At 56.1% G+C, this 14486-nt stretch carries 13 protein-coding genes; 10 read left to right on the top strand and 3 right to left on the bottom strand.

Annotation, left to right across the window (positions count from 1 at the left end):
- The first annotated feature begins 217 nt into the window (after positions 1 to 217).
- The gene (locus ACJ8J4_RS13970) at positions 218 to 883 is read left to right on the top strand and encodes a DUF2057 family protein (protein ID WP_025302315.1); all 666 of its coding nucleotides are present in this window, start codon (positions 218 to 220) and stop codon (positions 881 to 883) included.
- Positions 884 to 1006: 123 nt separating this feature from the next.
- Positions 1007 to 1465 (top strand): methylglyoxal synthase, encoded by a 459-nt coding sequence (locus tag ACJ8J4_RS13965; protein WP_197835396.1) that lies wholly within the window; start codon positions 1007 to 1009, stop codon positions 1463 to 1465.
- A 33-nt stretch (positions 1466 to 1498) separates the two neighbouring features.
- Here ACJ8J4_RS13965 and helD read toward each other — a convergent pair whose 3' ends face one another.
- Positions 1499 to 3553: a DNA helicase IV gene (gene helD / locus ACJ8J4_RS13960; RefSeq protein ID WP_049208049.1), complete on the bottom strand. Its 2055-nt coding sequence runs from the start codon at positions 3551 to 3553 to the stop codon at positions 1499 to 1501.
- Positions 3554 to 3719: 166 nt separating this feature from the next.
- Here helD and ACJ8J4_RS13955 point away from each other — a divergent pair, with 166 nt between their 5' ends.
- Together ACJ8J4_RS13955 and yccS are read left to right on the top strand one after the other, a co-directional pair.
- Positions 3720 to 4172 (top strand): YccF domain-containing protein, encoded by a 453-nt coding sequence (locus ACJ8J4_RS13955; protein WP_025302313.1) that lies wholly within the window; start codon positions 3720 to 3722, stop codon positions 4170 to 4172.
- Between the two features lie 26 nt (positions 4173 to 4198).
- The gene (yccS, locus tag ACJ8J4_RS13950; protein ID WP_197835393.1) at positions 4199 to 6334 is read left to right on the top strand and encodes a YccS family putative transporter; all 2136 of its coding nucleotides are present in this window, start codon (positions 4199 to 4201) and stop codon (positions 6332 to 6334) included.
- 4 nt (positions 6335 to 6338) lie between these two features.
- Here the strand turns inward: yccS and ACJ8J4_RS13945 are convergent, their stop codons facing one another.
- Positions 6339 to 6995: a TfoX/Sxy family DNA transformation protein gene (locus ACJ8J4_RS13945; protein ID WP_025302311.1), complete on the bottom strand. Its 657-nt coding sequence runs from the start codon at positions 6993 to 6995 to the stop codon at positions 6339 to 6341.
- A 229-nt stretch (positions 6996 to 7224) separates the two neighbouring features.
- Here ACJ8J4_RS13945 and sulA point away from each other — a divergent pair, with 229 nt between their 5' ends.
- Positions 7225 to 7731: an SOS-induced cell division inhibitor SulA gene (gene sulA / locus ACJ8J4_RS13940; RefSeq protein WP_025302310.1), complete on the top strand. Its 507-nt coding sequence runs from the start codon at positions 7225 to 7227 to the stop codon at positions 7729 to 7731.
- A 356-nt stretch (positions 7732 to 8087) separates the two neighbouring features.
- Positions 8088 to 9164 carry a porin OmpA gene (gene ompA / locus ACJ8J4_RS13935; RefSeq protein ID WP_049296036.1) on the top strand — a complete coding sequence of 359 codons (1077 nt, stop codon included), beginning with the start codon at positions 8088 to 8090 and terminating at the stop codon, positions 9162 to 9164.
- Between the two features lie 105 nt (positions 9165 to 9269).
- Here ompA and matP read toward each other — a convergent pair whose 3' ends face one another.
- Positions 9270 to 9728, bottom strand: coding sequence for a macrodomain Ter protein MatP (gene matP, locus ACJ8J4_RS13930; RefSeq protein ID WP_004928138.1), 459 nt, complete (start codon positions 9726 to 9728; stop codon positions 9270 to 9272).
- Between the two features lie 210 nt (positions 9729 to 9938).
- Here matP and ACJ8J4_RS13925 point away from each other — a divergent pair, with 210 nt between their 5' ends.
- The 4 genes from ACJ8J4_RS13925 (at position 9939) to fabF (ending at position 14478) form a co-directional block, all read left to right on the top strand.
- Positions 9939 to 11687, top strand: coding sequence for a Lon protease family protein (locus ACJ8J4_RS13925; protein WP_264383906.1), 1749 nt, complete (start codon positions 9939 to 9941; stop codon positions 11685 to 11687).
- Between the two features lie 68 nt (positions 11688 to 11755).
- A complete protein-coding gene (fabA, locus tag ACJ8J4_RS13920; protein ID WP_004928144.1) occupies positions 11756 to 12274 on the top strand; it encodes a bifunctional 3-hydroxydecanoyl-ACP dehydratase/trans-2-decenoyl-ACP isomerase in 519 nt (172 codons plus the stop codon).
- Positions 12275 to 12676: 402 nt separating this feature from the next.
- Entirely contained in the window at positions 12677 to 13204 is a 528-nt protein-coding gene (locus tag ACJ8J4_RS13915; protein WP_025302308.1) for a winged helix-turn-helix transcriptional regulator, read from the top strand.
- Positions 13201 to 14478: a beta-ketoacyl-ACP synthase II gene (fabF, locus tag ACJ8J4_RS13910; RefSeq protein WP_043137608.1), complete on the top strand. Its 1278-nt coding sequence runs from the start codon at positions 13201 to 13203 to the stop codon at positions 14476 to 14478. Before ACJ8J4_RS13915 ends, fabF begins: the two co-directional genes overlap by 4 nt.
- Positions 14479 to 14486 lie beyond the last annotated feature (8 nt).

The raw sequence follows: 14486 nt of genomic DNA, 5'->3' as shown, positions 1-14486 counted from the left end.
AGTGTAACCGATCGGCATTCGCTCGGTTAAACGCTAATGCGAAGGAAACTTCACCGCAATCTTATGGTCAGAGGCTGTCGCGGTTCAGCTGCGCACGGTCGTGTCTAAACGCGATAAAATATGTAAAAATGTAAACAAAATACCCGATTGAAAAATTTTGACACAACCTATGCCGTGTTCAACACTTAGAGCTACGTCACTTTATAAGGAGATAATGATGAAATTTGGTCTGGTGGTTGCGGCGTTGCTCAGCATCAGTATGCCTGCCGCGGCTACGACCCTGAAACTCTCCCCGGACATCGACCTGCTGGTGGTCGACGGCAAGAAAATGACAGGTTCGTTGTTAAAAGGCGCCGACAGCCTTGAACTGGACGGCGGGCAGCACCAGCTGCTGTTTAAAGTGACCAAAACCGTACGTTCCGGCCAGCATACACAGGCCTATACGTCCCTGCCGCTGGTTGCCACCTTCAATACGCAAAAGATCAGCCAAGTGGCGATCGAACTGCCGCGCATCGAGAACGATCGTGATGCGCAACGCTTTGACAGAACGTTGAATTATCTGGTGGTCGATAAAGACGGCAACGCCCTGCCGTTCCGACATGATGCGCTGCATCCCGACAGCGTCACCTTCAATACCGATTTGGAAAAGGTGATGACCGATTACAACCGCCAGAACCGCCCGGCCTCCGTTCCGGCCTTTGTTCAGGCGAACGCAGGCAATCCCTCAGCCCTCGCGTTGGCCGGCGCGCCGCTGAACGCCCCGACGGTAACGTTGAAAGGTGAAAACGTGTCGGAACAGATGTTGCAATACTGGTTCCAACAGGCCGACAAGGAAACACAGAAACGTTTTCTACGCTGGGCCAATAAACAACCGATTCGCTGATCCCTTCCGGCGTCTTTCCCCGTAAAGGCGCCTTTTCTTCGCATTTTCAGGCGCAAACGCTAGGCAGTGAAAAACAGTTTCAGTAATCTGTCGCACATCCCCCGATGAGCGAAGGACACCGAGATGGAATTGACTACCCGCACTATCGCCGCGCGCAAACACATTGCGCTGGTGGCGCACGATCACCGCAAACAGGCCCTATTGGAGTGGGTAGAAAGCCACAAGACTATTCTGGCGCAGCACCAGCTGTACGCCACCGGCACCACCGGTAATCTGATCCAGCGCGCCAGCGGCATTCCCGTCACCAGCATGCTGAGTGGCCCGATGGGCGGCGATCAGCAGGTTGGCGCACTGATTGCGGAAGGCAAGATAGACATGCTGATCTTCTTCTGGGACCCGCTGAACGCGGTGCCGCACGATCCGGACGTGAAGGCGCTACTGCGGCTGGCGACAGTATGGAATATTCCGGTGGCCACCAACCGCTCGACCGCCGATTTTCTGATCGACTCTCCGCTGTTCAAAAACGAGGTGGAGATCGCCATCCCCGACTATCAGCGCTACCTGAAAGACCGCCTGAAATAATCCTCACGGCCTGGCTGGCGCCAGGCCTGATGCCTACGGTTTTTTCTGCACCGGTACGCCAAGATCCTGCAGGTGTTCGACGAACACCGAAGGGCGTTCACGATCCTGCAACAGCCATACCTGATGTTTGGCGCGCGTCAACGCGACATACAATAGACGGCGCTCTTCGGCATCCGGGAAATCCTCCGGCTGCGGCAGTAACACCTCTTCCAACACCGACTCGCGCGCCACGGCGGGGAAGCCGTCACGCCCCTCATGTAAACCGGCAATGATGACGTATTCCGCCTGCTGCCCTTTGCTGGCGTGGATGGTCATAAACTCCAGATCCAGCTTGGGCCAGCGGGTGCCCGCCTTCGCCAGCGCTTCCGGTTTCAGATGATGGTAACGCGCCAGCACCAGGATGCGCTCATCCGGCTTGGCGTAGCCGCTCAGTTTATCCAGCAAGGGCTCCAGCTGCTCGTGCGGCAGGATCGCCACCGACTTTTTATTGCCCTTGCTCAAGCTGTTGAGCGGTTTTTTCAGCTGGTGCGGGTTTTGCTGCACGAACCGGTTGGCCACCTCGCCGATACGTTCATTGAAGCGATAGGTGGTATCCAGCGCGCACTGCGCGCCTTCGCCGAAGTTCGTGGCGAAGGCCGTGGTTAACGTCAATTCTGCGCCGCTAAAGCGATAAATCGCCTGCCAGTCATCCCCCACCGCAAACAGGCAGGTCTGCTTGTTCTGTCGGCGCAATGCCGCCAGCAACAGCGCACGCTGCGGTGAGATATCCTGAAACTCGTCGACCAGAATATGTTTCCACGGGCTGACGAAGCGCCCCTTGTCGAGAATGTTGACCGCCTGATGGATAAGGCCGGAGAAGTCCACCGCCCCTTCCTCTTTCAAGGCGCTTTTCCAGGCTTTCAGCAGCGGCGCCATCAGCCGGATACGTTTTGAGAACAGATCGCGGATGTCTTCATCCGCCTGCTCAATCATTTCCGACTGGCTGCCGCCGTGCATGCGCATCAGCCCCAACCAGCGTTCCAACCGGCTTGCCAGGCGATCCGCCAGGCGCTTATCCTGCCAGAAGTCGCCTTCCGGCACTTCCCATTCCAGCTCTTCGGTCAACCATTGACGCCACCCCTTGGCCTGCGCTTTCTTCTCCGCGCACTGTTGGCGCCAATGGGTAATCAGCAGCTCTTTGCGCGCTTTGGCATCGGTTTCCAACCGGCTGATGGCCGGGGCCTTGCGGCTGCCTTGTTGAATGATTTGCAGCGCCAAGGCATGGAAGGTCTTGGCCTGAATGCCGACATCACCCAAACGTTCTTTGATGCGGTCGTTCATCTCGCCAGCGGCCTGGCGGCCGAAAGCCAACAGCAAGATTTGGCCCGGCTGCGCCTCCTGACGGCGCAGCAGCCAGCCGGCGCGCGCCACCAGCACCGACGTTTTGCCGCTGCCGGCCCCCGCCAATACCAGAACGGAATCCTCGCCGTTGACCACCGCGCGGCTCTGGGAGTCATTGAGCGGTGAGCTTTCGACGGTCTGGAAGAAGTCGTGATGTTGCTCCAGCATGCGATCGGTCCACTGCCGGTTGCGTTGTTCGACGCTGCGTAGCCCCTGCTGCAGCCATTGCAGACACAGTTGGTAATCGGCCCGGCAGTTATCGAATTCCTCCAGACGCGTCACCGGCATCGGCAACGCGGAGAAAGCCTCACGGATTTGCTGTTGCAGCTTGCCCAGCTCAGACTTTTTGAACCATTTATCTTGCTGCTCTATGCGCTGAATCTGTGCCACCTGCTGTTGCAACACGCCGGCACTGACCTCACTCATTTCGGCGCTCCACTGCTGCCACGCCTGCTGCAGATAGTGATAAAAACGTTGCGTTTCCTGCCATTCGGTGCCGTGCAGCCGCACCACTTTTTCGTCCGGCAATTCAAATTCCAGCTCGCCCCAGACGATGCCGCGCTTGCACCTGACCTGAATCAGTTGATTGAAGGGGATCAGGTATTCATGTTTTTCCCCGCTCACCTCAACGCCGGCGTGCAGCAACCGCACGCGGTTATAAGGGTGCTGAGCCAGGTGTTTCCCCAGCGATGTCGCTTTAAGTTCCATATCGTCGCGCCATGACTATGTTGAGATTAAATAACGGATATCTGCCAGTTTACCTGCGATAAGCAGTGGCACTCTAGCGCTAAAAAAAGGGTAGAATAGATTTTGCGTTTTTATCGTGAATACGCCCGCATCGCGGTTTGGCTATCATTAGAGCAGAATGACGTCTATGCGTACTGTACTGAATATTCTTAATTTTGTGTTGGGCGGTTTCTTCACCACGCTAGGCTGGCTTATTGCTACGGTGTTCAGCGTGCTGCTTGTCATCACACTGCCGCTTACCCGCTCCTGTTGGGAAATCACCAAGCTGTCGCTGGTGCCGTTCGGCAACGAAGCGATACACGTCGATGAACTGTATCCGGAAAAAAGCAATGCGCTGCTCTCCGCTGGCGGCTCGCTGCTCAACATTATCTGGCTGGTGCTGTTCGGCTGGTGGCTGTGCCTGTCACACATCGCCGCCGGTATCGTGCAATGCGTTTCAATCATCGGCATTCCAGTCGGCATCGCCAATTTCAAAATAGCCGCCATCGCGCTGTGGCCGGTGGGACGCCGCGTCGTCTCGGTAGAAATGGCTCAGCAAGCCCGTATTGAGAATGCTCGCCGCCACTATCAACAGCGTTAATTTTTTCTCCGTTTGAGGAGTTTTTCGTGCGCTCTTTTGCACCCGCAGTTCGTCGTTATACTTACAACAGCAACCTGCTGTATCACTTGCGCATCCTCATTGCGCTGATCGGCACCACCGCCGTTCCCTGGTGGCTCGGCATTCCCAAGCTGACTATCCCGTTAACGCTGGGCGTGGTGGCAGCCGCCCTGACCGATTTGGATGACCGCCTGGCCGGCAGGTTACGCAACCTGCTTATCACGCTGGTGTGCTTCTTTGTTGCCTCCGCCTCGATCGAGCTGCTGTTCCCTTATCCCTGGTTGTTCGCCCTTGGCTTAACCACGTCGACCTGCGGTTTTATCCTGCTCGGCGCCTTGGGGCAGCGTTATGCCACCATCGCCTTCGGCGCGCTGCTGATCGCGGTTTACACCATGCTCGGCACCTCGATGTACGATGCCTGGTATCAGCAACCGCTGCTGCTGGTGATCGGCGCGCTGTGGTACAACCTGCTGACGTTGGCAGGCCACCTGCTGTTCCCGATCCGGCCGCTGCAAGAGAACCTGGCGCGCTGTTACGATCAACTGGCCAACTATCTGGATGCCAAAGCCAATCTGTTCGATCCCGACGCCGAACGCGACGCCGACCTGCCATGGATGGATGTCGCAATGGCCAACAGCGCCTTGGTCGCGTTGCTTAACCAAACCAAAGCCTCGCTGCTGACGCGCCTGAAAGGCGATCGTGGCCAGCGCGGCACCCGCCGCACCTTGCACTACTATTTTGTCGCGCAGGATATCCACGAGCGTGCCAGCTCTTCCCACGTTCAGTACCACGCGCTCAGCCGGCAATTTCGTCACAGCGACATTTTGTTCCGCTTCCAGCGTCTGCTGAGCATGCAGGCACGCGCCTGCCGCCAATTGGCACAATCGATCCTGCTGCGGCAAAAGTACCAGCACAACCCGCGCTTTGAACCGGCTTTCAGCCGCATTCAGGAGGCGTTGGCGCGCATCGCCGAAACCCAGGGCAATAACGAGCAGACCAAGGCGCTGGCGCATCTGTTGAAAAACCTGCATGCGATCGATGCGCAGCTGGCCAATATCGAATCAGAGCAGACGCTGGCCAGCGGGCAAGCGGAAGAGAACAGCCTGGCCGACGACCGCTTAACCGGCTGGAGCGATATTCGGCTGCGCATCAGCCGCCATTTGACGCCTCAGTCGGCCCTGTTCCGCCACGCGATCCGCATGTCGGTGGTACTGTGCGTGGGTTATGCCTTCATCCAGTTCACGGGTATGCAGCACGGTTACTGGATCCTGTTGACCAGCCTGTTCGTCTGTCAACCGAACTACAACGCTACCCGCCGACGCCTGGCGCTACGCATCATCGGTACCCTGGCCGGTATCCTGATCGGCCTGCCAATCCTCTATTTCGTGCCGTCATTGGAAGGGCAACTGGTGTTGATCATCATCACCGGCGTTCTGTTCTTCGCTTTCCGCACCGTACAATATGCCCACGCGACGATGTTCATCACGCTGCTGGTGCTGTTGTGTTTTAACCTGTTGGGCGAAGGATTCGAAGTGGCAGCCCCGCGCGTTTACGATACCTTGCTGGGCTGTGCCATCGCCTGGGCGGCAGTCAGCTTTATCTGGCCGGACTGGAAGTTCCGCCAACTGCCGGCGGTGGTGGATAAAACGCTGAATGCCAACTGCCGTTATCTGGACGCCATTCTGGTGCAATACCACCAGGGTAAGGATAACGGCCTCGCTTACCGCATCGCGCGACGTGATGCCCACAACAGCGATGCCGAACTGGCTTCGGTCATCTCCAACATGTCCGCCGATCCCAAAGCCGACAAAGCGCTGCAGGAAGCCGCCTTCCGCTTGCTCTGTCTGAACCACACGCTCCTGAGCTATATCTCCGCATTGGGGGCGCACCGCGAGCGGCTGAATACCCCGGCCACGCTCGATCTGCTCAATGACGCCGTGTGTTACGTGGACGGCGCCTTGCATCAGGAAGAACGGAACAGCCAGCGCATTGCGCAGGCGTTGGAACAGCTGGCGGAGCGCATCAGCAAAGCCGTTCCGGAACCTGAAAGCAAAGAACAATTGGTCTTGCAGCAGGTGGGATTGGTGCTCGAGCTGCTGCCAGAGCTCACCGCGCTGCATGCCCAAATCAATAAGGCAGCCTAACTATTCAGGGCCCGTTCGATGGGCCCTGAATAACCGGCTCATGCCCATGGCGGCGCATCGCCATCGTATGATCGAACCAACGCACTAGCTCGCTGCGTAATTCGGCCGGCAACGCCGCCTGATGATAACCGGCTATCGCCCCGCCCAGCGACAGCAGCACTCGTAGCCCCAAATTAGTCTGCTGTTTCAATAAACGGAGATAGCTGCGTTTGGCGCCATGCAGCCGCAGGTCATAAGCGTTGCGAATGCCCGCTCGCCACAGCAGACGTTCCATATTAACGTCAATATTCGGCAATGCCTTCAGTCGGCCGTGATCGCCAGCCTTAAGCCGCTGCTCCCGGCGCGCCTCCCTGACAGCCTGCCAGGCCAGCCCCACCAGCTCGTTGCGTTCCCGCCACAGCGACTCGTCAACCCAGTAATAACGCAAAGTGATGGGCGCTCCACGCTTGGAGTAGACCATATTGACCATCCCTCTGGCACGAAAGGCCGGTTCCATGCTCGCCGTAGCCCGCAAGTACAGCTCGCCGTCCGCTATCACCGCAAACATTACCCCCTCGGCCAGCAGGCCGTAGCCACCAAACTGTGACCGTGTTGTGATGGCTCCCAGCGCCGCAAAGCAATTTTTAGCCTGCGCGATTCTTCTCGTCGACATCCTTTTCATAGCGTTCCTCCTTTTTAGGTTCTGGCCGTATTATTTCTCTCATCAATGAAAAAAGTAACGTGAACAACTAATTAGAAAAATACGCACTATCCGCCCGCCTGCCAATCACAAAAATCATCGGTACAAAAAATGATCGCAATTATGCGAGCCGCTACGAAAATTTGGGTTGATCTTATCCTAAATCAGGGATACTGTATAAACATACAGTAACACGACGGGCGGGAACTTTATGCGTACTCAATCACTCTACCAACCTCATTTCGGCCATGGCTCTTATACAGCGCGCAATGTTGCGAAGAACACAGATGTCGGCAAAGAAAATGGCTTGATCAGTGAACTTGTTTACAACGAGCGCCAGCCCGCAGTGGCCCAATTGCTGTTGCCCCTGCTGCAACAACTGGGCAAACAGTCTCGCTGGCTTCTGTGGCTGACGCCGCAGCAAAAATTAAGCAAACAATGGCTGCAGCAATCCGGCCTGCCTGTAGATAAGATGATGCAATTGAGCCAGATCAGCCCGGTGAATACGGTCGAGGCAATGGAAAAAGCGCTGCAAACGGGAAATTACAGCGTGGTTCTCGGCTGGTTGCCTGAGCTAACGGAGGAGGATCGTCTAAAATTAAGACGTGCGGCAGAATTGGGTAATGCCTATGGGTTTATCATGCGGCCTCAACGTGACATTAACCCGACTCACGGACACTGTTCCACCCTAAAAATTCACTCTTCTTTGTATCATTAAGTAAATTTAGGATTTTTCCCATCATTTTCGCACCCCCTAAGCGGAACCTTTGCGTGGGAAGGCACAAAGCTAGTCCGGCTGCGGTTTGGCAAGCAAAAATGCTCGATGAGTCGCCGTTTTTTTAGGCAAAGAATGTTAGCAAATATGTACGATTCCGCGTTTTTTTTTAGAGCCTTATCACATCACACTTGTAACTTTCGCGCCACGTTGTAGACTTTACATCGCCAAGGTTGCTCTATAACGTCAGAAAAACTGGCGAGTAACAAACGAGGGCTTAAACCTTGGCGAAGGAATTTAACCAAGGGCTTAAACAGCTTTAAAGCTCATTGCCTATTTGGATGATAACGAGGCGCAAAATGAAAAAGACAGCTATCGCATTAGCAGTGGCACTGGCAGGTTTCGCTACCGTAGCGCAAGCCGCTCCAAAAGATAACACCTGGTACACCGGTGCTAAACTGGGCTGGTCCCAGTACCACGACACTGGTTTCTACGGTAACGGTTACCAGAACGGTATCGGCAACGGCCCAACCCACAAAGATCAGCTGGGTGCCGGCGCGTTCCTGGGCTACCAGGCAAACCAATACCTGGGCTTCGAGCTGGGCTATGACTGGCTCGGCCGCATGCCTTACAAAGGCAGCGTGAACAACGGTGCTTTCAAAGCGCAGGGCGTTCAACTGGCCGCTAAACTGAGCTACCCAATTGCTGACGATCTGGACATCTACACTCGTCTGGGTGGTATGGTATGGCGTGCAGACTCCAAAGCTAACTACGGCAACGGCACTCGCCTGAGCGACCACGACACCGGCGTTTCTCCGCTGGCTGCTGTTGGTGTTGAATACGCACTGACCAAAAACTGGGCTACTCGCCTGGATTACCAGTTCGTAAGCAACATCGGTGACGCAGGTACCGTTGGCGCACGTCCAGACAACACCATGCTGAGCCTGGGCGTTTCTTACCGCTTCGGTCAGGATGACGTAGTTGCTCCAGCACCAGCTCCAGCTCCGGCTCCAGTTGTTGAAACCAAGCGTTTCACTCTGAAGTCTGACGTGCTGTTCAACTTCAACAAGTCTACTCTGAAAGCAGAAGGCCAGCAGGCTCTGGATCAGCTGTACACCCAGCTGAGCTCCATGGATCCTAAAGACGGTTCTGTAGTTGTTCTGGGTTACACCGACGCCGTTGGTTCTGACCAGTACAACCAGAAACTGTCCGAACAGCGCGCACAAAGCGTTGTTGACTACCTGGTCTCCAAAGGCATCCCGTCAGACAAAATCTCTGCACGTGGTATGGGTGAAGCAGATGCAGTTACTGGCAACACCTGTGGCTACAAATCTGGCCGCGCTACCAAAGCTCAGATCGCTTGCCTGGCACCAGATCGTCGCGTAGAGATCGAAGTTAAAGGTATCAAAGACGTTGTAACTCAGCCTCAGGGCTAAGTTTACTCGCCTAATAAAAAACCCCGCCTAGCGGGGTTTTTTTTCGTCCTATTGTTGTTGCCACAACCCTTCAAGGCCAAACGCCACAAAGGCGCTCTCACGCACTTACTTGGGATCTTTGCCAAGAATCGCCTTCAAGTCTTCTTTCAACGATGACATCTGGTTTGCATACTTTTCTTTGCGTTCAGCGTCTTCGATAAGTTGCACGACGGTTTCCGAAAGCGTAACGCCACGGCGGCGCGCCAGGGCAGCTAATCGTTGCCAAACCAAAAACTCCAGATCGATAGATTTTTTACGCGTATGCTGATGTTCTGCGTTAAAATGACGTTTGCGGCGGGCGCGGATTGTTTGCTTCATCCGGTTATCCAGTTCCGGATTCATATGAGCGGCAATCCATGCAAGTACCTTTACCGGCTCATTTTCCAGCTTCAGCAGCTCGTTAACCGCTTCCTGAGCAGCGCTGTTTTCAATGTAGCGGGTAATAAGCTCCCCTTCCCGGTGCTTCTTCACCAGGTACTTCCATTTCCAACCGCTCTCTAGATTTTCCAGTTGCTGATATTTCATCTTGAGCTCTTCAGTGACCGCGTAACTTCAAATAAGCATAACAGCTTTGCGCCGAATTTCCCCGGCAATTAAGCCGTCTTTTAGACTGTTTTTTGCACAGTCACCGCGTGATGTCAAACTCCCTGATGCCAACTGGCACTCCGCATGTATCAAGCCGCCGTTATTCTTGTATAATCGCCCTTTCCCTTTTTAACGATTGCATCTAACACTTTGACCAATAACCGACTTGAATGGCAATCTTTATTGCCGGACGTAACGCCTTATCAGGCGATATTTGATACCGCCGCTCAGTTGGCACCCGTGCCCTTTTCCGCCATTCAGCCTCGGCTGGAAAATGCCCTGACGCTATTTTGCCACCCTCAATCGCCACCGCGTTTCATGCTGTTGAAAGCGCAAGAAACGCGAGAGTATCTGGAACTGGCTGCTAACGCCGTCAAACCCCTACTGCCGAAAAACACGGCATGCTGCGGCAGCCACTATGTCATTCACGATGGCAAGGTCAGCGTAGAACCGGCCAGCCGTGGCGATGAACCTTTCGCCGCCGGCGGTGCTTGCCTGTTCCAGGAGTGGATTGAACCGGAACAGCTGTTTGGCTGCGTACGGATCCACAATGGCGACATTACCCTACAGCCGGGTCTGGTGCACCAGGCCAACGGCGGCATTCTGATTCTGTCGGCACGTGCGCTGCTTGCTCAGCCGTTACTGTGGCTGCGGCTGAAGCAGATGATCGGCCAGCGTGAGTTCCATTGGGTTTCGCCAGACGAAACCCGCCCGCTGCCGGTTGCTATTCCGCCGATGCCGCTGGATCTGCGGCTGATTGTGGTCGGCGATCGTCACGGCCTGGCCGATTTTCACGATATCGAGCCTGAGCTGAGTGAACAAGCGATCTACGGTGAATTCGAAGACGACCTGCAGCTGACTGAAATTGATGATATGACGCAGTGGTGCGGCTACGTCAACGGCGTGATTGCCGACCAGCAGTTGCCGATGCTGGCGACCGACGCCTGGCCGCCGCTGGTCGTTCAGGCAGTGCGTTACAGTGGCGACCAGGGCATCCTGCCACTTTCGCCGGTTTGGCTTGGCCAGCAACTGTCCGAAGCCGCACTGTATGCCGAAGAGGACCGCATTACGGCCAAAGCGCTTGAAGCGGCGTTAAATGCCCGCGAATGGCGTGAAAGCTATCTGGCCGAGCGTATGCAGGATGAGATCGAGCTGGGTCAGATCCTGATTGAGACCGAGGGCGAAGTGGTGGGGCAGATCAATGGTCTGTCAGTCCTGGATTATCCGGGCCATCCACGCAGCTTTGGTGAACCGTCGCGCATCAGTTGCGTTGTGCATCTCGGCGACGGCGAGTTCACCGACGTCGAGCGCAAAGCCGAACTGGGCGGCAACCTGCATGCTAAAGGCATGATGATCATGCAGGCGTTCCTGATCGCCGAACTGGATCTTGATCAGCAACTGCCCTTCTCCGCTTCCATCGTCTTTGAGCAATCTTATGGTGAAGTGGACGGTGACAGCGCCTCGCTGGCTGAGCTGTGCGCATTGATCAGCGCCCTGTCACAGCAACCGATCACCCAGCAGATCGCCGTCACCGGCTCCGTCGACCAATTTGGCAACGTACAGCCGATAGGTGGCGTTAACGAAAAGATCGAAGGTTTCTTCGAGGTTTGTTTACGCCGCGGCCTGACGGGCAAACAGGGTGTCGTCTTGCCCGCAACCAACGTGCGCCACCTGTGCTTGCGCCAGGATATCGTCGACGCGGTACGCGAAGGGCAATTCCATCTGTGGGCGGTAGAGCGCGCGGCGGAAGCCTTGCCTTTGCTCACAGGTTGCCTCTACTCTGACGAACAACAGCCGAATTTGTTGGCGGCCATTCAGGAACGGATTGCGCAGGTGAGCCTGCAGGAACGCCGCCGTCCGTGGCCGCTACGCTGGCTCAACTGGTTCAACCACGGCTGATCGGACTTGTTCAGCGTACACGTGTTAGCTAACCTGCGTCCTTCATTAAAATAAGGCTTACTGAGAACATGGTAGATAAACGCGATTCCTATACGAAAGAAGACCTCGAAGCATCCGGCCGTGGCGAGCTGTTCGGCGCCGGTGGCCCACCGTTGCCGGCGGGTAACATGTTGATGATGGACCGCGTGGTCAAAATGACCGAAGACGGCGGGACTCACAACAAAGGTTATGTGGAAGCGGAACTGGATATTAATCCTGACCTATGGTTCTTCGGTTGCCACTTTATCGGCGATCCGGTCATGCCTGGCTGCCTGGGCCTGGATGCGATGTGGCAGCTGGTCGGTTTCTACCTCGGTTGGCTGGGTGGCGAAGGCAAAGGCCGCGCGCTGGGCGTCGGTGAAGTCAAGTTCACCGGCCAGGTGCTGCCAACCGCGAAGAAGGTAACCTATCGTATTAACTTCAAACGCGTCATTACCCGCAAACTGATCATGGGCGTCGCCGATGGCGAAGTGCTGGTTGACGGTGAAGTGATCTATACCGCCACCGATCTGAAAGTGGGCCTGTTCAAAGATACCACCGCATTCTAATCACGCTGGCGAGAAGGCGGCCACTGCCTTCTCTTCTAACGCTCTTCGCATGCCATCACGTCGAAACGTGATGGCATTTCTTTCTCTTACCCTTCCCGGCTTTCAAAGACTATCCGCATCTTCTTTTAGCCGCCGTCGGCGTTATGGAATATCTCATCACGTTGGCATTGATGCTGGGTGTACCTTATTTCATCGCCCTTCACCGAAATGTCTTCCCTCATAGGTCTCTACCCTATTCTTACCCGAAGCGGCCAAAGCAATAGGCAGCCTGAAAGACGGCCTCCCTCACTACCCGCATCAGTGCAATAGCGCTTTTTTTGCATCCGGTTATTCTCTTGCCCCTCAAGATCCTCTAACATGACTAGCATAGTAACTACAATTATTGTACTTAGTGAGAAAGGTATGCAAAAAACCCGCTTTAGCGATGCACCTTGCCCCGTCGCGCGTTCATTAGATCGCGTCGGGGAATGGTGGAGCATTCTGATCCTGCGTGATGCCTTTCAGGGGTTGTCCAAATTCGACGAATTCCAACAAAGTCTGGGGATGTCACCCACGCTACTGGCGCGTCGCCTGAAGGATTTGGTGGCCCACGGCATTCTGTATAAAGAACGTTATCAAACGCGGCCGGTGCGCTATCACTACCTGCTTACTGAGCGCGGCAACGATTTTCTCCCGGTGTTGGCGGCGCTCTCACAATGGGGCAACAATCATCTGACCGACGGGGACGTCAGCGCCCTGTTGGTCGACGGACGCAACGATCGGCCGATCCAAGTCCAGTTGGTCAATCGTGATACCCAACAGCCGGTGCCGCCGCAGTTCATTACGCTGGCGCCAGGGCCGGCGGCAAGCGATGGCATATATCAACGCGCCGAACTGATGCGGCAGCGGCGCCTCGCCGATTTACCCGAATTTACCAAGGAGCCATCATGAGCAATTGTCGTATCGTCATTACCGGCATGGGCGCCGTTTCACCGCTAGGGTGCGGTGTTGAAGCCATCTGGCAACGTTTGTTAAAAGGAGAATCCGGCATTCGAGCGTTGCCTGACGAGATCGTTGCAGATTTACCGGTCAAGGTCGGAGGACAAGTCCCGGCGCTGGCGCAAGATGCTGAAGCGGGCTTCAACCCCGACGCCTCCGTCGCCCCCAAGGACCAAAAGAAAATGGACCGCTTTATCCTGTTTGCTATGGCGGCGGCGGATGAAGCCATTCGTCAGGCCGGCTGGATAGCCGATACGGACGAAAAACAAGAGCGCACAGCCACCGTCATTGCCTCGGGTATTGGCGGTTTCCCGGCGATTGCCCAGGCGGTGCGCACAACCGACAGCCGCGGCGCCAAGCGGCTGTCGCCGTTCACCATCCCCTCATTCCTGGTCAATCTGGCGGCCGGCCACGTTTCAATCAAACACCACTTCAAGGGGCCGATTGGCGCGCCGGTCACCGCCTGTGCCGCCGGCGTGCAAGCCATTGGCGACGCAGTGCGTATGATCCGCAATGATGAAGCCGATATCGCCGTGTGCGGCGGTACCGAAGCCGCTATAGATACCGTCAGCCTGGGCGGGTTCGCCGCCGCGCGCGCCATGTCCACCGCGCCGGCCGAATTGGCGCAACAGGCCTCTCGGCCCTTCGACAGCGCCCGGGACGGATTTGTCATGGGGGAAGGCGCCGGCATGCTGGTGATTGAAACGCTGGAACACGCGCTGGCGCGCGGCGCCACCCCGCTCGCGGAAATCGTCGGCTATGGCACCAGCGCCGACGCCTACCACATGACATCCGGCGCTGAAGACGGCAACGGCGCCTATCGGGCGATGAAAATCGCGTTGAAGCAGGCGAACGTCGTTCCCGAGGAGGTACAGCATTTAAATGCGCACGCGACATCGACACCCGTAGGGGATTTGGGCGAAATCAACGCCATCAAACACCTGTTTGGCACGGCCGGGACTGTCGCCGTGACCTCAACAAAATCAGCGACGGGGCACCTGCTGGGCGCCGCCGGCGGGCTGGAAACCATCTTTACCGCCTTGGCTCTGCGCGATCAGATAGCCCCTGCCACGCTAAATCTGGATAACCCCGATCCGGCGGCGGCAGGCTTGCATCTGGTCGCGAAACAGGCGGAATCGATGAATATGACCTACGCCTTATCAAACGGCTTCGGCTTTGGCGGCGTGAATGCGAGTATTTTGCTGAAGCGCTGGCAGGATAAATAAACGCCTGA

The sequence above is a fragment of the Serratia sp. CY47280 genome (genome assembly GCF_052168655.1).
GTDB lineage: Bacteria > Pseudomonadota > Gammaproteobacteria > Enterobacterales > Enterobacteriaceae > Serratia > Serratia bockelmannii.
This window is presented reverse-complemented; position numbering and strand designations above follow the sequence as displayed.